We start from the raw sequence: 17,624 nt of genomic DNA, 5'->3' as shown, positions 1-17,624 counted from the left end.
CTTTCGTTATGTTCCAGCTTCGGTTTATTAGTAGTATTTCCGTCCTTAGTCACAATTGGTAAAAGGTGGTCTTGATACAACTAGTACTTTTGAATTAAAATAGAAACAAAAGAGCTAGCTAGTTGACCAAAAATAAAAAGTGCACTATACTTACTTTATGTTAGTATGTATAGCAACTAATAGTGAGGGATTCACTTGAAGTTTACCTTTCAAGACTATATCAGTATTAAGCTTCACCGAACAGATTTGTATTTAACGAGTCTGATCAAAGCTAAGCTAGAGCCGTTTAACCTTGCACCAGAACAGAATTTAATTATGATGCTGCTCTGGGAAAAGGATGGTTTAACACAGAATTACTTAGTTGAAAAGCTTGATAAAGATAAAACAAATATTGCTAGAATGGCCTCGAGCCTTGAAAAGAAAGGCTTTGTCAAAAGAATTCATTGCCCGAATGACCGGCGTTCAATTAGGCTGTATTTAACTCCTTGCGGGGAGAAGTTAGGTGAACAAGTATTGCCAATTACAGAACAGTTCAATGAAACCGTCTGTAAAGGGTTTTCTCGGGAAGAGCTGTTACAATTAGAACGATTGCTCGAAAAGATGAATGACAATGTCCGAACTTGTTTGTAGTTCGACATTCGCACTAATAAGTTGCTATAACAACTATACGAGATCAAAAGGTTGCTATATCAACCAACAACAATATTTTGGAGGTTTTACAAATGGCAAAAGTATTATTCGTTAAAGCAAATTCTAGACCGATTGAGCAAGCAGTTAGCGTGAAGCTTTATCAAGCATTTCTTGATAGCTATAAAGAGGCAAACCCTACTGATGAGATTACAGAGCTTGATCTTTTCGCAGAAAATCTACCTTACTATGACACAGATAAAATTAACGGTATGTTTAAGTTAGGAAAAGGCATGGAGCTTACGGCATCTGAGGAAGAAGCAACAAATGTTGTAACAAAATATTTAAATCAATTCCTTGAAGCTGATAAAGTAGTAATTGCATTCCCATTATGGAATTTCACTGTTCCAGCAGTATTACACACATATTTAGACTATTTAGCACAAGCAGGCAAAACATTCCGTTATACAGAGAACGGACCAGTTGGTTTGTTGACGGATAAAAAAGTGGCATTATTAAATGCCAGAGGTGGGGTTTATTCAGAAGGCCCTGCACAAGCAGCAGAAATGGCTGTTACCTATGTTAATACAATGATGAGCTTCTGGGGCATTCAAGATATTTCAACAGTAATTATTGAAGGGCATAACCAGTTCCCAGACAAAGCGGATGAAATTATTAATGATGGCTTAGCAAAAGCAGCTGAGGTTGCTTCTAAATTCTAATCAACAACCTCTTTGCTACCGTCGCTTTTGAAGTATTGTAATGGCAGTTACTTTACTTTATAAATTGAAAATAAGGATACTTAAACGAGCTTACATTTTCGGAGCTCGTTTTTGGTTTGCAAATAATCACATTTTTCGAGTTGTCGTTCAAATGAATGTTCTCTACACCATAACCGTTGTAGTAGGTTGGATATTCTTGTTCGTTTTTCATAGCGTGTCTCCTTTTCCTTTTTCATAAATTGGATGAGATTCTCACATAAAAGCAGTAGTGTCTTTGTAAGCATTGTCTTCATTGCGAACTTTTATTGATATGTATGAGAGTAGGTATCGTTACATACCTTCAAACTGTTACAATTTTACCATAAAAAGATCATTTTAGGTGGTCCATTCCATAAAAGTAGTCAAAAAGTTGTTTGGTACATTAAGAAGAGACGCCTCAAAAGATCTTTTGAGGCGCCCCCGTAGCTATAAGTGATTTCACTATATTCTTATCAAGCCCTTTCTCGTCGTTTGATCTTTACACTTTTGGTGGTGACTCTAACCAAGCATTTTCAATCAAGATATTGCCGCCATCTTCGGAATATAATTGAATTTCAGCTAAAAAGCGATTGTACATAATTCCAAGGTCTTTTTTTGAACTTGTTGCGAGACCTAGCCCGTAAAAAGTCATGCTGAAATTGGTTAATGTGACAATTGCAAACATCATTAACTTATCTGAAAAAACGTTTGCTGATGATTCAATGACATGAGTGTCCCAAGAGAGAGGGACTTGCAAATTATGTTCTTTTAAGTGAGAAGCAAGAACTTCACAGTGTTTTCGTCCGATTTCTTCTCCTCGAACGAAATGTTTATATACCTCTTTTGATGTCGCTGATTGGCAAAATGCACGTATTGTAGCGATTCCTAGAGCATTACGTTGAAAGTTTGCGTATAGATTTGTTACTTCAGGTGCAACAAGTGGTCGTTTATCACCGAAAAACCCTGCAAGAAAGTTCTGATGTTCAATAAAGTCAACTTTGTGAGTCATCTCTGGAATTCCCGATGAGATATAGAATCCTTTTTCCACTAATAAATCCTTTGCAGACTCATACAACGTAACGGCTTCACTTAGGCATTGTTGAAAGAAGGCTGTACAATCAATCCTTGCGGGTAGAAACGGTTAAATTGACACTGTGGCCGCGGACGCCGATCTTCGCAAACTCATGGGTGTACTCTAACATGAGAATATCAGAAAAGATCCTAGGAGCACCCGTTGTAACATCTTTATCGCCATGAAAACCAACAGGTACTTCATGTCCTTCTTGTGTAAAGAGTGTTTGGATGCTCTGGAGATGTTCAAGACACTTTTGGTGGGCAAATTGGATGATTTTTTTTATTTGTGCATCTTCAACATGTTCGAGGAAATGTTGAAATATACACGCTTGAGCTATCCCCTATGTACGAACTCCATAATTAAGATAGCTCAGACGATGTTAGCTTGCTGTTGAGTTGATATGCCATATGTTCCCTCCGAAAATTGTTCTTTGGTAAAGAATGCCCCAATAAGAGCAAATTCATGTAGTGTTAGTGCATCTTACTTTGGTTGCGAAGATTACAATCTAAGGGGCTAAAAGCCTAAAATTGTGCGAACTTAAGCGTACAAGTTCCTAATACGGCCTGTTTTAAATAGGTTAATAAGTGAATAAGAAGTAAATCAATAGGAGGTTAGCGTTATGAGCATGCCACAAATTCCAAAAGAACCACATCGCCCCGATAAAAAGAAAGTTGTTATAGATTTGTTTGAATCAATCGCACTTGAGGAGATTGCATTATCGCATATCTTAAATGCAGAAGCTGAAAAAATTCAAGCGTTTGTAGGAGAAGACCTAGATTTCCCGACTTGCCCATCCAACCACGACATTTCAAAATTTAATAATGGCGTTGTGCAATTATTAGAAACAGTTGTCATGAAAGAATGGTTGCTTCTAAGAAAGTTTGAAAATGTGATGCAGTTAGTCGATGATCATTGTTTCTGCGGAAAGAAACATGTAAAAAAACATGAGAAAGAATGCAAAAAGCATCATAAACACTGCAAAAAGCACCACAAGAAGCACAAAAAATATAAGTGTTAACCTCTTAATCTAATAATGAGAGCTGAAGGTGAATGGGAGATGAGTGAAACAGATTTTTTAATAGAATCGTCATATGAACTCAACGTTTCCATAGAGTATTTTATGGAAAGTGCGCTTTTATTATTTAATTCTCAGCATGAATTAGTTCAAAATGAAAACATGTTTGATTCCCTTCGAATGCTTATGGAAAATCTAATTATGCTACAAAACCTGCAAATGAGAAGGCATACTTTTTACCGCTATTCTTTCGAGTCAGATGTTTGTATGATTTGTACACAACCCGAGTTGCTAAATATCTACTTTGAGGCCTATGAAGAGATCAAAAATAGACTCCTCGATAGTGATTTATGTGAAGAGAAACAATTTATGCTACTAACATTATTTGATGAAATAGAATATCTTCTTGGCGAGAAATACATCCCAGAGGGGGAGGGAGACCAAGCATTAGAAACAGGGACAGCAGATCAACAGGTAGGAGAATTAGTAGAGCAGTTAGCAGAAGAAGCAGCAACTGAGCAGCAGGTAGAGGGAATAGTTGAACAACTGGCAGAAGAAGAAGAAGAGGAACTGGTTATTGAATGGATTTTTGATGAGAATAATCTTGAATATGTATGGTTAGTGAAGGAATTTACACATGACGATTATTAATTAGAAACCTTGAGAAATCAGGGTTTTTTTGTTACATAAAAAAGCACGCCGTTTCCTGCTAAGAGTAAGTGGAGTATAGAGTTTATAACGGTGACGAAGGCCTCTTTTAATGAAAGGACATCAAAAATGGGAACATGTACAACCCCTTTCTATTTATTTTCATAAAATGCATTATACCTTAAAAAGAAAGGAGGAAGAAAAATGAGTAACCCAAATATCGATAACATTCAACCTAATATCGACATTGATCGTGAGCAAGTCATTAACCTGCTGTTAGCCTCCGTTGCCCTCGACGAACTAGCGATAGCCCATCTAGTTAACGGTGAAGCAGAAAAGCTTCAAAGAGCGTTAGGAACACTGGAGGTAGACGGAGATACACCTCCTGCATTAATCGAGACTCTTGATGACTGGCGCTCTGTAAATAGAGACGTCATCAAATTTTTGAAATTCGCTACGCAAAAAGAATTCAACCTTTTAGTTAAACTTCAAGATGTCGTTGACTTTGCTGAAGAGTTTACACCGCCAGAGCCAGAGCCTGCTGTGTGTCCGTGTGAAATCCTTGTGAATGCTAGTGGTACAACAACATTCCAAGGACAACAGGCTGTTGTTAATTTAAATGCTGCTATTTGCCCAGGTTGTACTCCAGAAGGTACGTTAATTACTATTACTGCAACTTTAGGTGGAGCTAATGTACCTATTACAGTATTTACTCCAAGTATTGATGTTGTAACATGTGGAGAAGACTTTGCGACTGTAACGTTTGTAGGGGTGGCGACATTACCTGGTCAAGCGCCAGCACAAGCAGAATTCACACTATTTGTTCAAAACGGTACTATCGTGTTGTCTGCGGAATTAGGTGGGACAACAGCAGCCATCCAACTTACTGGTACTGCGACTGTAACACCTTGCCCTCTTCCTGAAGGATAAACAAAAAATATTGGAATATATAGAAGTTCGGTAACTTGATGTTACCGAGCTTTTTTCATTTAAATATTGTGGAACCTATGAAAAAAATTAAAAATTGACTCTTTGATGAAATATAATATCTTCTTGGCGACGATCACTTCACAGAGGAAGAAGCAGACCAAGCGACAGAAGCAGGATCAGCAGGTAGAAGGATTAGTTGAACAACTGGCAGGAGAAGCAGAAGAGCAACTGGTCATTGATTGGATTTTTGGTGAGAATAATCTTGACTATGTATGGTTAGTTCCAGACTTTCCACATGATGATTTTTAATTGAGAACCTTGAGAAATCAAGGTTTTTTGCTACATAAAAAAAAAACACGCCGTTTCCTGCCAAGAGTACGTGTCAAAGAGTTTATAACGGTGCTGCGAATAGAGACGTGAGAAGTTTCATGAAATTGGCGACACAAAAAGAATTCAATCTGTTAGTTAAGCTTCAAGATATAGTTGACTTTGCTGTGGAGTTCACGCCGCCAGGGCCAGAGCCGCCAGCAGTGTGCGAATGTGAAATTATTATGAATGCCCAAAGTGATCTTGGTGATAGTACTTTAAATCTAACTGTTCAAATTTGCCCAGGGTGCGACCCAGAAGCTACTAGTATATTTAGTCTTACATTAACAGAGGAAGACGGTACTATTATTGCAATACCTGTCGATCCAAATAGTATTCAAGTCACAGAATGTGCTTTAAATGTAGCTACTATAGAGTTTGAGGTTGAGTTATTCGGTTTGCAGTTTGATGCGCAGCTAGAAATTAACGGAACGGACATCACTCTCCGTTTGTCCATTCCAGATGACCCAGGTGTTCCTATAGTATTGTCGTTTACTGGTGCTGCTACAGTGAGACCATGCCCGCTGTCTAGTAATGGATAACATTGGTTTTAGCAAGACCTGAACGCTGGCGATTGGATTTAGAAAATACAATTTCAGCAACTGCTGCTGCTCAAGGGTGCAAATTCTGGTTCAGTAACAGTTACAATATGCCCGATTGTGTATAGAGGATGAATGCTCGAGCCTTTAGGTTCCAGTCTTTCTATTGTTTTCTCATTTAAGAACGATGTCGAGTGGAGACAGTTTTTCAAGCTTGTCCTAGCGGCGAGTTTTTTTATGTTATGCTTCCAAACCTAAAAAAATTGCTAATTCATTAGACGTTTAGCCTAACCAAACGGAGACTAGTTGAATAGGGTAGATAGAGTTCAGTTTTGAAAGGAGAGGAATTAATTGGGATATCCAAACATTCCAGATATTAACCCAGATATTGATATTGATCGTGACGAGGTAATCAACCTGCTATTGGCATCAATTGGCCTAGAAGAATTGAGTTTGGCCCATTTAGTCAATGCGGAAGCTGAGAAACTTCAGAGAGCATTAGGAACACTTGAGGTTGGCGGAACGACACCTCCCCCTTTAGCTACAACATTTGATGATTTGATAAGAATAAACCGTGAAGTAACAAGTGTATTAAAATTAGCGATGCACAAAGAGTTTATTTTACTTGCAAAATTGCAAGATGTAGTTAGGTTTGCAGAGGAATTTACTGATCACTGATCCTACTCCGTAGAAGTTTTCTTTTAAGAAATTCAGTAGAACTTTTGCTAAACACATTTTATATATGATGATAAGTGCCTTTTATTAATTAAAGGGTACTTTTTTGTGATTATAGTAAAGTTAATACTATGCTCTATAATCCTTAGTTGATAAAAAGTGAAAAGCCAGACTGTAGAAGTTAGTAAGGGCAACAATTTGAGAGACTAAGATATGTTGTTAAAAATAAAAAAGTGAAAATCAAATAGCACATAATTTTAAAAAATATACTCAATTTGCTGTGAGCTTTCTGCTTGAATTAAATGGATATATGGAATTCTTTCGTATGCCAATCATTGCATGCTATGTTTTGTAAATGGGTCGTTTTATCAATTTATAAAGACATTCGTGATTGAAATGAAAATAATCCGTATAAAGGCACTCGGCTATAGTTGATTTTTTTAGCGAGTACCTTAATGAATGAGCCTAATGATGATACTTGTCACAGAATCTGTTTCTCAAATGAGGAAGAAGAAATATAAAAAACCTAAGAATGAGTCCTCTTAGGTCGGGATTTAATTCTTAGGGTAACTATTAAACGCCTCCATTTGTTTCAATAGGACATTCAGTGATTGTAACATTTAAATTTTCCATCGTGATACTTGCTGTCCCTCCGACAGGGGCCGGTAGTTGTGCTGTAAATGTTGATGTCCCATCCGCGTTTACAGTAATTGTAAAAGGGAGTTCATCACTAACTGGTGTAGGTAATGGACCACCATATAAAAGGACATTGGCTAAACCTTGAATAAATGAAGATGTCTCGCCTTGACATAATTGCTCTACTGTTCCAGGCGTTAGCGTAGCAACTAGTGTTGTGTTCGGATTTGTTGTGGTATTTGCAAACACAGCGTTTATTGTACTTTCGCCTGGTTCACAACCTGGACAAATGTTAACGGTAAGTTGAATGATAGCTACATCCTCTGGATCGACATCAGCACCTGGGAATTCTGTAGCAGTTATTACCGTTTCTGCGTCTGCAGTTATTTCTACCGCGCAAGCGCACGCAGCTGTAGCCGTAGGAGGTGTACCTAGAAAGTCAATGACATCCTCAAACTTCCATTGCAGAAGCATTTCCTTTTTAGCAATAGTACGTAACATTCTTTCAACACTACGATTTGTTTCTAATAAATCATCTAAATTATCAGCTAGCGGTCCTGGAAATATAAGTGCTCCTGTATCATTTACAAGAGTACCTAAAGCAGCTTGAAGCTTTTCTCCCTCAGCATTCATGATATGTGCAAGTGAAAGTTCCTCAAATGCAATTGATAGAAGAAGTAGGAATGCGATATCTTCAGCCTCTAAATCTATATTAATAGGACCAAAATTCTCAGGTAAATTTGGAAAGCCCATAAATTAATCATCTCCTTTTAAAGATTTGCTACCTTCCATATTACAATATTCAAAAGATACTAATGTGTGTAGACGAGTTTACTAGTAGAAGTGAACAATTTGAATGCATAATCTCTTAAATCAAGTTCATTCTTAAAAAGGAGAATACATAGTGGAGGACTATCAAATTAACGAGATGATCACCGCCGACCATTTCAACGACGAGGAATCAGTAACCGCTGAATCCATCTATAACCAAAAAATTTATAACATCACCTTTCATAAGCAGATCTTGAGATTATTAATATATGGCTGTTTGAGGATTGACTTTACTGCCAGCTAACTTATCTAAATGCTTAAATTCTAATTCTATTAGAGAAAAGATTAATAAGAGGATTTAGAGGAGAGAAAAGCAGTAAGTAAGTGTTATTTACTTACTGTGAAACATATATTGCAGTTCAGTGGAAAAATTGCCGATAAGCTCATGCCCAGTTGCAATCATCCTGAGAAACCCCATCGGGACTCAGTGTTCCAGTAAGAGTAGTAAGAGCGGTAGAAGGCACCGAACGCTCCGTAATCTCTAAGTTTTATTCAACCCAATTTTTGTGAAACGGCAGTGTTGTCACCGGAATCGTCGGTCCCCCAAGATTTCGACGTCTTCAAATGCATGCTTAAATGCATCAGCTAAAACGATGGAGTATTTACTGGGATCTTACTACTGAGTGGGTGCTGTTAAAGCCCCGAGTTGAAGTAGATCCGGAATCATCGGCAAAAGTAGTAGAAACGGAGCCTACATTCGCTGAGTAGTTTGCCAAACTTGTTTCATATAGACCATATCTAGTTTACAAAAGCAATGTCTTGTGTTTTGCAGGTGTTGAATATTATTACTCTGTTGAATTGATATACCATGATTGTCCTCCTGGTAATCTTCTGCTAGCTAAATAATGCCCAATTAGGAAGGCTTTATGTCCATGAATAGCTACTTACATTAAATTTTTCAAATCTTAATATGAATAATCATCATTTTGAAGCTCACCCTATAAACAAAAAAGGAGATTACATGGTGGAACAATATCAAATGAAAGAGATAATTATTGATCATCACTTTATCGGGGAGGAATCAATTACCGCTGATTTCACTTATAACAAACAAGATTACAGTGTCACCTTTCATAAATCGGACCTTGAGGTTCTTAATATGTGGGTTTTAAAAGAGGGGACATCATTGCCAGCCAACCTTTCAGACGAGCTGATTCATGCGTTGAGAGAAGAGGTTCAGCAACGTATGTAACACAACAAAGGAGCAGCCTATTGAGACGGGCTGCTCCTTTGTTGTTACGATAAATGATAAATGCTAATTTCATGATGTTTTCCAAACAGGGCGTACACAAAGACAATTGTTGCGAGAATAAAAGCCGAATAGGCAACGAGTGGGTAGGCAGAAAGGTTATCTACCCCGATACCAATAAGTGCCCAGACGAATACGAGTGCAAAGACGGGATCTCCTCGTTTGATCCGAAAGACTATGGCGAGTACGGCAGAGACGAGTAGCATAATCAGCGTCCATGTAACATTAGAGAGGCCGAAGCCACCCCAGCCAATGTCGACTAGAAAATAACTAATGTTGGCAATCGTAGCAACACTGATCCAGCCGAGATACAAAGAAAAAGGAAGTAAATCAAAAAGGGTTTTGGCTAGAGGGTGAGTACGGTGATACAACACAAGTAAGGTTGCAAGCAGAGAAATCATCACGAGAACCGATAAGAGAAAATACTCATAGTGCCATAGAAAGAGCCAGAAGCTGTTGAGGAAGCAGCTTAAAATGAACAATGGACTGCCTACTTTATATACAGCCGAGTCTCTTTGTGAAGGCAAGAGCTGACGTAAGACCCAAATTGTTAACAATAGATAAATGACTCCCCAAATACTGAATACATAGCCGGCAGGAGTGAACAAAACCTCGAGGCGGTTTGCGACATCTGAAGTGGTTTGCTCATTAAATGGCAGTGCATTGGCTAAATAATTGATCAAAAGCACAAAGATAAGTGCAAATAAAGTGAAAAAGAAACGCAACATGTCCTCACCTCGCTTGTCTATTTACCCGTTCTTTTCAATTGTATTCAACCAAGTTGAAAAAATCCCACATAGATTACAAACTCTTCGGAAAGCTAATAGATTTTTACACAGCATTCGAGCCGTCAGATCTTTTATAATAGAACTAAAATAATCATTCTAATTGAGTAGTTTTAGTTGGCCATGAAAGGAGGAGTGATGACCATGAAAAGGGCTTTAGTCGCTGGGGCATCGGGTGGAATCGGTTATGCATTAGTTTGCGAACTAATCTCTCGAGGCGTGGAAGTCGTGGCTTTTGCAAGAGGAAAAGAGCGCCTACATTCTCTTTATCAAAAGTTAGTAGATGTGACGATTTTCAAAGGGGATGCATTGAACCCGGATCATTTAGCAGCGGCAGCAAACGGTGTTGATGTGATTTTTCATGCCATTAGTTTTCCGTATCAAGAGTGGGAAGAGAAGCACATGCAATGCCTTGATGTCATGCTTGAAGTCGCAAAACAAAAGCAAATAAAGGTAGCGTATGTTGATAACATCTACGCGTATGGTCGTCAGCCTAACCAACTCGTTGATGAAGATACGAAAAAAAGACCACATACGAAAAAAGGTAAGCTTCGTTTAGAGATGGAGAAAAAGTTAATAGAAAGCGAAGTCCCAACATTAATTGTTCATATGCCGGACTTATACGGTCCGAATGCAGAGAATACCATCCTTTATGAAACATTGAGAAATGTCACTGAAAATAAGAAAGCAAATTACGTCGGTGATACGAAAGTTGCGAGGGAGTTTCTCTTTACAATGGACGGGGCAAAGGCAATGGTCGAGCTTGCGACAAGAGAGGAATACTATAATCAAAACTGGAATATTCCTGCAGTTAATCCAATTACCGGGGATGAGTTGATTAGCATTATAAGAGAAGTAACCGGCTATGATAAAGCAGTGAGAATCGTTACGAAAAGAATGATTAGGATTATTGGCATATTCTCTCCTTTCATGAAGGAGCTTGTTGAGATGATGTATTTAACGGAAAATCCAGTGATCTTAAGTGGGGAAAAATACGAAACCGAGCTACACTCGTTGCCGCGTACGCCTTACCAAGAAGGGATTAAAGAGACGATCAAATGGATGAGGAAACAAAAGTGAAAGAGCTGCCTTGGAGTGAATGCAGCTCTTAGCGAAGTTTCGATACAAATTGAAAAAGCCCAAACGCAATGATCACAACAAACATTCCAGCTAGAAAAAGCTCAGAAGGCGGCCAGCCAACGAGACCTGATAAAAAGGAACCTGAGATCACACCGAATGAAAAGCAAGCGTAGTAAATCCCAAATGACTTTCCTCTCTTTGACTCCAAAGAGCTCTCAACAACCGTCGCGCTCGTTGAAGGAAACAAGAAAGAAAAGCCAATCCCGTAAAGGCTCATCGCAGCAAAAAGGTGGCTACTCTCCTTAGCCAAAGCGAGAGTTAATAGGGCAAGCGAGATGATGATCAGACCTGAACTCATCAAGTGAGTCTTTGAATAACGGTCGTAAAGCCGATTCGTCGGTAAAATGAAAAGGATGATCGCGACGATTCCAAACGTGCTAAGAAGAGGACCTGTTAACACAGCTTGCAGGCCCAGCTCGCTAACTTTAAGTGGAAGCGCAAAAGTGAGCATACCTAATGTAAATAGTAACAAATAAATCGATAAATACGCATACTTCAATGAGAAAGTGAAGGAAACAGATTTTGATTCAATCTGTTCGTTTGGCTCTTTTTTCACCTCTTGCTCTTGTAAAAACAACAAAGCCAAAAGAGCAGCCGTTAACATAACCATTGCCATGCTGTAAAAGAGCCAATCAAAGCCCAATCTACTGCTTACGACAGCTCCGAGTGCAGGCCCAGCAATCGCTGCTGTTCCAACAGCTGCTCCTGATAAAGCCATCTTTTTGCCATTCCCTTGTCCTCGTTTTGTGGCGGCTAAAATAGTAAAAGCTGCTGGTACGATGAATCCCCCGCTAGTCCATGTAGGAAACGAACCATAAGCAGTTGCTTAGGAGTCGTTACGAATGCATAAAGAAGGAGAAACAAGCTTACAGCTATCATTCCGACACATAATATTCTTTTCGCTCCGACTCGATCGACCAAGAGCCCGGAGAAGATATTTCCAAAAATATTCGAGAGCGAATAAGCCGCAATAATGATCCCAACCAACAACGAACTTGCCCCAAGGCTCATGGAAAATGGCGTGATAATTGGTAGCTGAGAGAAGGTATCGATAAAGGATACAACAATTATGAAATAAAGTAAGAACATGTTCCATTCACCTCACTGGCAGGCTAGGGCAGTCAATTACATACGAACCACCTTACCGCAATACCTGCATACGTTCAGTATCTTTCCTCACACTTAATCTTCAACTTGAACCATTTTGTTTTTAAAAGCCCCTGTATGTCTAAGTTTTACATTCACCGTTACGTTTTCCAACTTGCCCTCTTGAAGTAAATCATTTTTAGTAAATTGTTTCCACTTATGAGGGTGTTCTCGATAAAGCAGATGCTGGAAGTTGAAGAAGTCGGTTTTTGTCTCAATGCTTAATTGAAAGAGTTCCTCAATTTCCTTTTGAATGCTTTTGCTCGTTTCCTCCTCCATTTGCTTTAACTGATCTAGTCCATCTAATTGATTGCTAACTAATCCCTCGGTGTTGAAAACGACGGAGAATGTAGGAGTGTCTCCTTCTGTCATTGAGATATCTGCCCCAAAGCGATCAATGACAGCTAAAAAGTCAGCATCTTCTTCATTTGGTACTAAGACAGAGGCTCTTTTTGTTTCAGGGGTAAGCCATCGCAATCCCTTTAACTGTTCAAGTGTGTAGGCGCCATTGTAAGAGTTAGCTTCAATGAAAAACGCACCTTCTAATGCTAGCTTTGGTTCACTTTCCTGATTCTTTTGCCATTTATCTTCCATAATTGATATATACGGGAGATAGGTTGTTTGGGCCGGTTCAAACAATTCTCTCGCTAATTGGTGGAGACGAATAGGTCTAATAATTGAACTTTGCTTGTGGATTCTTTGGGGGTTATGAAGAAGTGTTTCTAAGGCAGATTGATCAAAGAATCCAAGTGTGGTTAACACTTCATCCAGTGGCTCTTTTGTTGCGAACACCCAAGGGGTCAATCGGAATTCATAATATCTCGTTAATCCATCAAAGACATTCTCAATTCCTTGTTCTAGAACAGCTTCGCTTAGGACAATGGAGGTAATATGCGCCCAAATAAATCTTTCTTGACCAGTTTGATACACTTCAAAGAAAGCATCAATAAAAGTTTTCCCTTCTGCCCGAGAGACGAAGGTTTGCGGTGGAGCACTTTGGCCTTCTGTTTTTGCTACGGAAGCTAAACCTACTAATTGAGTATAAATGTAATACTTTCCATCCTTATAATCAACTCCAATGGCTGTTGCATAATTTAGAGTTTGGATTTCCTTCATATCGGTTGTACAGCCGGAAGCAAACACTAAGAATAAAAGGAGTAAGCATAAAAATTTTTTTGTTCTTTCATCACTTTTTTCTCCTTTTTTGAAACATCGGTGCTGAGAATCTTTTCTGGTTATACGGATTAATTAAAAATGTAATAGGGAACTCATTAATTTGTAACGTTGATACCGGTTCAAGATAGTTGACTTTAAACGATTCTAATTGACTTAAATAAATAAGGATGCTTAAAAAGCTTAAAACAAAACCGTACACGCCAAGAAAAGTACCTAAAAGCATCGTGTAAATTCGTAGAATAGTTACGGTTCCTGTTAAGGATTGGTTTACAAGGGTATACGTAGCAACGGCAGCGACGGCAATTACGACGAGTAAGGTTGGTGAAGTAATACCAGCTCGAATCGCTGCATCTCCAATAATAAGACCGCCGACGATTGAAATCGTTTGCCCTACAGCTGAAGGCATTCGAACTCCTGCTTCCCTAAGCAATTCAAATAATATGAGAATTAAGAAGGCTTCTAGGGGCAGTGAAAAAGGAAGTCCTTCCCGTGCAACAACGACCGTTGCCAATAACGAGAAGGGGAGCTGATCTATATTGACATTCGTAATTGCTATGTAAAGTCCAGGTAAAAAAATTGAAACCACAAGCCCTATCGACCTTAATAGTCTTTGAAAGGCGACAATATAAAAAGGGAAATGAACGTCTTCAGGCGATTTAAGTAGTTCAAACAATGTCGTTGGACCAATCAGAACGCTTGGAGTCCCATCGACGATGATAACAAATCGACCACGCAACATACATTCAAGAGCAAAGTCTGGTCTTGTAATGTAATCAAAAAGCGGAAAAAGTGAGAAAGTGCGGTCAGAGAGCCATTGCTCTAACTGTCCACTACTCGATAAGCTTTCCGTATCTATTTTTTCTAAGCGTTTTTGTGCTTCCTTAAGCGTATCTGGGTTCACTTTATCTTTTAAATAAAGCAAGGAAACCTTTGTTTGATTGATCGATCCGATCTCGAATACTTCGTTGTGGAGGATTTCTGTTTTTAAACGCTTACGGATAAGAGAAATGTTGGTGGCAAGCTCCTCTGTAAAGCCATCTCTCGGTCCTTTTAACGAAATTTCCGTCTTTGATTCCTCTGGAGCTCTTTGAGGGACTTTTGAAATATTAATCGCATAAAAAACATCGTCTTCTAGCTTATAAAAAACTAAAAAGCCAGAGAAGACTTTATTCATCATTTCCTTCATTGTCTTTATTTCAATCATTGGTGGTAAATCTTTTTTATCATTAGTAAAGTCTTCTGTTAGCGAAGTAATAGTAGTGTGAAGGTATTCATTATATTGGCTTTTATCAATCATTCCTTCGCAATAAAAAGCAATAATTGAATCAAAGTGTTGATTAGGAACAAATACAATATCGGCACTATGGTGGAACAGTTCAGTGAGTTTCTCCTTCGTTAAATGTCCTTGCTTCAAAGCTTGCTCATACTGATTCATTTCCGTATCATGTTGATTGTTTTTCATAAGCATTTGACCCTTTCTTTTTTGGTAAGTAACTAATAATCAATAACAGTAAGGTCATTGAAACCCCAAATATGAGAACGGAAATATAAAAATACATCTTCAATATCGTTTGCATCCATATATCACTAATATGAAGAACCATACCTATCAAAAAAAAGACTGCCGTACTTACGACTAAGCTGACTCTTATTTTGGTAGATTGTGCATTGAATAGATTAGGAAGTAAGAAGAAACAAAGAGCAACACGAATCGTCACCCCACATAGCAGTTGAAACACAGCTAATGCGTCAACATGTGAGACGTGTTCGCCGATTGTGACAAGACGCTATTGTTCAAAAGCAGGAAAACGCATATCTGCTGCTACATTCGGTCCAAATGCCGCTAACGAACCAATCGTTGGACCGAGAATCAGTCCTGTTAACAGTGTAATGAGAATGAATAAGTACTTATATGAAATCGGTTTATTAACATATTGCTGCAGGACAAAAAGCACTAACAGATCGACACTTCCACCTAACACAACCAGTACACCGCGTATGAGTGATGCCTCATTATCAGCAAGTATCGGTAACAAGTAAGAGTAATCTTTATTATCCATCGTCGTAAAAGCAACAAAGTGACCTAACATCCAAACGATCGGCAGGATAATTGCTGATGAGTAGACGATGGCTGTCATCCCTTTAATAGCTGTCCATATGCATATAAGTAAAAAAGGGAGCGCAACAAACCAGGTTGGTGTGAGTGGAATAAAGTAAATTTTCACTGACACAATTAAATCAAAAAAAGAGATAAAGCCAATGACGATGAAATACAAAAAAAAGAAAGTTAGTATCAAATAACTTACCTTTTTCCCGGTACGCTCTTCTAACCAATCATATAGCGATTTCCGTTGTGGATTTTTTCGGAAAATAAATGAACAAATAAGAGCCCAAGCGATAAGAATTCCATAAGCTACTAGCACGGAAATCCAAGCATCTCGCTTGGCAGCACCAAGTAAATGCGGCACAATCAACACATGATTCGAAATTCCAACAAATAATAATAAAACAAAAAGAAGTTGTAACCGCGAAAAGCTCATAGACTCTACCACCCAATTAATCATTTGGTGGTAGTATTTGTTACGTTTGCTTGATTATGCTTTGGAAATTTTATGGAATGAGGAGAGGGAAAGCAGAGTGAAAGTGGAGGAAAAGGCAGGAGGAAAGCTCTTGATCTCACTTCAAACGGAACAAAAAAACCACCCAAAATGGAGTGGTTCAGGCCGATACCAGTGAAAACAAGATATTTCCCTCAAGTGATCGATGTCTCTTTATTATTCAATACTCGAATGGACGCAATAATTCCTCGACAAAGCAAATATTTGCAAGCCATGCTTATAATAGAATGCTGCCAGTTCCACCCCCTTTTCCATGAAATTAAATCGGTTCTTCTCTCAGCAATCGTTTCGATGATTATTTGCGGGATGAGGAATGGAAACAGCTTAAGGATGATTCCTAGCGGTTTACTGTGCAGTGTCCATTGGTTATAGTAAAGCAAAAACAATGGGAAATGAAGAAAGTCAAAGGGCAGGTGAATCGTCACTCTATGAGGGAACGGTCTGACCTTATACTTTAAATACCCTCTCGATACGAGGAAACGGTCAGCGAAAGAATTGCCCATACAGCTAACTAAATACACAATAATCCAATCTTTTAGTGGGCGTTTTATAATTGCAAAAGGCAAAAGAAGAATGGATATGAAATTGATTAGCTTGAGAAAGAGATTTTCTATCTTCATCATAACACCTCCTCCTTTTAAACTGCTTCCTTTTTATAAAGACATACCTAAAAACAATTATTTTGAACAAATTACATATTTTGTAAGTTTGTTGGAGAAGGTATGATCAAGGAGGGGTAAAATGAATCACAAGCAAAAACAAATGCTCTTATTCGGTAGTATTTTTTTAGTAAGTGTATATAAAAAAACGTGGAAAGGGATACCTACCTATTATAAGAGCTTGAGTTATGTAAGTTTTATCAATGCCATGTATTATTACCTTTTCAAGAGACATTTGATTTGGGAGTTTAATCCTGGTGGAATGGATTGGAGGGTAGTTAGGTTAGTACATATTTTCTTAATCACACCATTGTTGGTGTTGCTATTCTTATCGAATTTTCCAAAGGAATTTAAAAAACAGGTTAAGTATGTTAGTAAATGGGTATTTGCTTCAACCATTGTCGATTGGCTTTTATTAAAGAGCAATATGTTAATTTTTAAAAACGGTTGGAATACGTTGTGGTCAGGCTTGATTTATTTACAAATGTACTTGTTTAGCTACTTATTTTTGAAGAGACCCTTTTTAGTAAGTGGACTATCGGTGATTTCGGTTGTTTTTTATATGGGAAGCTTCCGATTGCCTCTTTCGAAAAGGTTATACAAAGGCCCGATTTTGCTCTTATTTAAGAAAACGAAGTTACATTGGGTAGATCGTCTGAAAAAGGGAGTGTGTGACTGTTTTGCCCATCTTATTGCGTGAAAATATTAAATGCAAATTTCGACAAACACCTCATAGAAACGTTAAGCTCTGGTTACAGTAAGAGTGAAC

At 38.3% G+C, this 17,624-nt stretch carries 20 protein-coding genes and 1 pseudogene; 11 read left to right on the top strand and 10 right to left on the bottom strand.

What is annotated here, in order from left to right:
• Positions 1-195: 195 nt before the first annotated feature.
• A complete protein-coding gene (locus BkAM31D_RS22305) occupies positions 196-630 on the top strand; it encodes a MarR family winged helix-turn-helix transcriptional regulator (RefSeq protein ID WP_066154814.1) in 435 nt (144 codons plus the stop codon).
• A gap of 92 nt (positions 631-722) precedes the next feature.
• On the top strand, positions 723-1,349 hold the full coding sequence (locus BkAM31D_RS22300; RefSeq protein ID WP_066154811.1) for an FMN-dependent NADH-azoreductase: 627 nt from the start codon (positions 723-725) through the stop codon (positions 1,347-1,349).
• Between the two features lie 52 nt (positions 1,350-1,401).
• Here the strand turns inward: BkAM31D_RS22300 and BkAM31D_RS23820 are convergent, their stop codons facing one another.
• The 3 genes from BkAM31D_RS23820 to BkAM31D_RS24930 form a co-directional block, all read right to left on the bottom strand.
• Positions 1,402-1,560, bottom strand: coding sequence for a hypothetical protein (locus tag BkAM31D_RS23820; protein WP_157076820.1), 159 nt, complete (start codon positions 1,558-1,560; stop codon positions 1,402-1,404).
• Between the two features lie 306 nt (positions 1,561-1,866).
• Positions 1,867-2,415: a DUF3231 family protein gene (locus tag BkAM31D_RS22295; RefSeq protein WP_157076819.1), complete on the bottom strand. Its 549-nt coding sequence runs from the start codon at positions 2,413-2,415 to the stop codon at positions 1,867-1,869.
• Between the two features lie 70 nt (positions 2,416-2,485).
• Positions 2,486-2,725 carry a DUF3231 family protein gene (locus tag BkAM31D_RS24930; protein WP_371807212.1) on the bottom strand — a complete coding sequence of 80 codons (240 nt, stop codon included), beginning with the start codon at positions 2,723-2,725 and terminating at the stop codon, positions 2,486-2,488.
• Positions 2,726-3,061: 336 nt separating this feature from the next.
• Here BkAM31D_RS24930 and BkAM31D_RS22285 point away from each other — a divergent pair, with 336 nt between their 5' ends.
• The 6 genes from BkAM31D_RS22285 to BkAM31D_RS22260 all read left to right on the top strand — a co-directional run bounded on the left by BkAM31D_RS22285 (position 3,062) and on the right by BkAM31D_RS22260 (position 6,618).
• Complete coding sequence (locus BkAM31D_RS22285) at positions 3,062-3,460, top strand: alpha-helical endospore appendage domain-containing protein (protein ID WP_235820437.1); 399 nt, start codon at positions 3,062-3,064, stop codon at positions 3,458-3,460.
• A gap of 39 nt (positions 3,461-3,499) precedes the next feature.
• Positions 3,500-4,108, top strand: coding sequence for a hypothetical protein (locus BkAM31D_RS22280; protein ID WP_066154804.1), 609 nt, complete (start codon positions 3,500-3,502; stop codon positions 4,106-4,108).
• Between the two features lie 201 nt (positions 4,109-4,309).
• Positions 4,310-5,035, top strand: coding sequence for an alpha-helical endospore appendage domain-containing protein (locus tag BkAM31D_RS24050; protein WP_174521912.1), 726 nt, complete (start codon positions 4,310-4,312; stop codon positions 5,033-5,035).
• 105 nt (positions 5,036-5,140) lie between these two features.
• Positions 5,141-5,344: a hypothetical protein gene (locus BkAM31D_RS22270; RefSeq protein ID WP_066154801.1), complete on the top strand. Its 204-nt coding sequence runs from the start codon at positions 5,141-5,143 to the stop codon at positions 5,342-5,344.
• Positions 5,345-5,463: 119 nt separating this feature from the next.
• A complete protein-coding gene (locus tag BkAM31D_RS22265) occupies positions 5,464-5,943 on the top strand; it encodes a hypothetical protein (RefSeq protein ID WP_066154799.1) in 480 nt (159 codons plus the stop codon).
• Positions 5,944-6,291: 348 nt separating this feature from the next.
• Complete coding sequence (locus tag BkAM31D_RS22260; RefSeq protein WP_066154797.1) at positions 6,292-6,618, top strand: alpha-helical endospore appendage domain-containing protein; 327 nt, start codon at positions 6,292-6,294, stop codon at positions 6,616-6,618.
• A gap of 570 nt (positions 6,619-7,188) precedes the next feature.
• Here BkAM31D_RS22260 and BkAM31D_RS24045 read toward each other — a convergent pair.
• On the bottom strand, positions 7,189-8,004 hold the full coding sequence (locus tag BkAM31D_RS24045; RefSeq protein WP_174521911.1) for an alpha-helical endospore appendage domain-containing protein: 816 nt from the start codon (positions 8,002-8,004) through the stop codon (positions 7,189-7,191).
• Between the two features lie 1,039 nt (positions 8,005-9,043).
• Between BkAM31D_RS24045 and BkAM31D_RS22250 the strand changes: the two genes are divergently transcribed.
• Entirely contained in the window at positions 9,044-9,274 is a 231-nt protein-coding gene (locus tag BkAM31D_RS22250) for a hypothetical protein (protein ID WP_257391614.1), read from the top strand.
• Positions 9,275-9,318: 44 nt separating this feature from the next.
• Here the strand turns inward: BkAM31D_RS22250 and BkAM31D_RS22245 are convergent, their stop codons facing one another.
• The gene (locus BkAM31D_RS22245) at positions 9,319-10,059 is read right to left on the bottom strand and encodes a TspO/MBR family protein (protein WP_066154792.1); all 741 of its coding nucleotides are present in this window, start codon (positions 10,057-10,059) and stop codon (positions 9,319-9,321) included.
• Between the two features lie 201 nt (positions 10,060-10,260).
• Here BkAM31D_RS22245 and BkAM31D_RS22240 point away from each other — a divergent pair, with 201 nt between their 5' ends.
• Positions 10,261-11,196: an SDR family NAD(P)-dependent oxidoreductase gene (locus BkAM31D_RS22240; protein WP_066154789.1), complete on the top strand. Its 936-nt coding sequence runs from the start codon at positions 10,261-10,263 to the stop codon at positions 11,194-11,196.
• Between the two features lie 28 nt (positions 11,197-11,224).
• On the opposite strand, the pseudogene BkAM31D_RS22235 reads toward BkAM31D_RS22240, so the two are convergent.
• The 5 genes and pseudogenes from BkAM31D_RS22235 to BkAM31D_RS22210 all read right to left on the bottom strand — a co-directional run bounded on the left by BkAM31D_RS22235 (position 11,225) and on the right by BkAM31D_RS22210 (position 16,819).
• Positions 11,225-12,345, bottom strand: a pseudogene (locus BkAM31D_RS22235) (MFS transporter).
• 93 nt (positions 12,346-12,438) lie between these two features.
• A complete protein-coding gene (locus BkAM31D_RS22225) occupies positions 12,439-13,518 on the bottom strand; it encodes a Ger(x)C family spore germination protein (RefSeq protein WP_066154785.1) in 1,080 nt (359 codons plus the stop codon).
• 70 nt (positions 13,519-13,588) lie between these two features.
• Positions 13,589-15,040, bottom strand: coding sequence for a spore germination protein (locus tag BkAM31D_RS22220; protein ID WP_066154782.1), 1,452 nt, complete (start codon positions 15,038-15,040; stop codon positions 13,589-13,591).
• A gap of 325 nt (positions 15,041-15,365) precedes the next feature.
• Positions 15,366-16,118 (bottom strand): endospore germination permease, encoded by a 753-nt coding sequence (locus tag BkAM31D_RS22215; RefSeq protein WP_169801113.1) that lies wholly within the window; start codon positions 16,116-16,118, stop codon positions 15,366-15,368.
• Between the two features lie 212 nt (positions 16,119-16,330).
• Complete coding sequence (locus tag BkAM31D_RS22210) at positions 16,331-16,819, bottom strand: CBO0543 family protein (protein WP_066154779.1); 489 nt, start codon at positions 16,817-16,819, stop codon at positions 16,331-16,333.
• A gap of 118 nt (positions 16,820-16,937) precedes the next feature.
• Between BkAM31D_RS22210 and BkAM31D_RS22205 the strand changes: the two genes are divergently transcribed.
• Positions 16,938-17,555 (top strand): hypothetical protein, encoded by a 618-nt coding sequence (locus BkAM31D_RS22205; RefSeq protein ID WP_066154776.1) that lies wholly within the window; start codon positions 16,938-16,940, stop codon positions 17,553-17,555.
• Positions 17,556-17,624: the final 69 nt, after the last annotated feature.

Source organism: Halalkalibacter krulwichiae, from assembly GCF_002109385.1.
In the GTDB taxonomy this organism is placed as follows: Bacteria; Bacillota; Bacilli; order Bacillales; family Bacillaceae_D; genus Halalkalibacter; species Halalkalibacter krulwichiae.
Note: the sequence above shows the minus strand (reverse complement) of the source record. Positions and strands in the feature narration are given on the sequence as shown.

Bases quoted from the DNA above. Each gene is read 5' to 3' on its own strand.
- BkAM31D_RS22270 (WP_066154801.1), top strand. From the start codon at position 5,141: ATGAAATATAATATCTTCTTGGCGACGATCACTTCACAGAGGAAGAAG.
- BkAM31D_RS22245 (WP_066154792.1), bottom strand. From the start codon at position 10,059: ATGTTGCGTTTCTTTTTCACTTTATTTGCACTTATCTTTGTGCTTTTG.
- BkAM31D_RS22220 (WP_066154782.1), bottom strand. From the start codon at position 15,040: ATGAAAAACAATCAACATGATACGGAAATGAATCAGTATGAGCAAGCT.
- BkAM31D_RS22285 (WP_235820437.1), top strand. From the start codon at position 3,062: ATGAGCATGCCACAAATTCCAAAAGAACCACATCGCCCCGATAAAAAG.
- BkAM31D_RS23820 (WP_157076820.1), bottom strand. From the start codon at position 1,560: ATGAAAAACGAACAAGAATATCCAACCTACTACAACGGTTATGGTGTA.
- BkAM31D_RS24050 (WP_174521912.1), top strand. From the start codon at position 4,310: ATGAGTAACCCAAATATCGATAACATTCAACCTAATATCGACATTGAT.
- BkAM31D_RS22205 (WP_066154776.1), top strand. From the start codon at position 16,938: ATGAATCACAAGCAAAAACAAATGCTCTTATTCGGTAGTATTTTTTTA.
- BkAM31D_RS22210 (WP_066154779.1), bottom strand. From the start codon at position 16,819: ATGATGAAGATAGAAAATCTCTTTCTCAAGCTAATCAATTTCATATCC.
- BkAM31D_RS22240 (WP_066154789.1), top strand. From the start codon at position 10,261: ATGAAAAGGGCTTTAGTCGCTGGGGCATCGGGTGGAATCGGTTATGCA.
- BkAM31D_RS22280 (WP_066154804.1), top strand. From the start codon at position 3,500: ATGAGTGAAACAGATTTTTTAATAGAATCGTCATATGAACTCAACGTT.
- BkAM31D_RS22225 (WP_066154785.1), bottom strand. From the start codon at position 13,518: ATGAAGGAAATCCAAACTCTAAATTATGCAACAGCCATTGGAGTTGAT.
- BkAM31D_RS22265 (WP_066154799.1), top strand. From the start codon at position 5,464: ATGAAATTGGCGACACAAAAAGAATTCAATCTGTTAGTTAAGCTTCAA.
- BkAM31D_RS22250 (WP_257391614.1), top strand. From the start codon at position 9,044: ATGGTGGAACAATATCAAATGAAAGAGATAATTATTGATCATCACTTT.
- BkAM31D_RS22300 (WP_066154811.1), top strand. From the start codon at position 723: ATGGCAAAAGTATTATTCGTTAAAGCAAATTCTAGACCGATTGAGCAA.
- BkAM31D_RS24045 (WP_174521911.1), bottom strand. From the start codon at position 8,004: ATGGGCTTTCCAAATTTACCTGAGAATTTTGGTCCTATTAATATAGAT.
- BkAM31D_RS22215 (WP_169801113.1), bottom strand. From the start codon at position 16,118: ATGAGCTTTTCGCGGTTACAACTTCTTTTTGTTTTATTATTATTTGTT.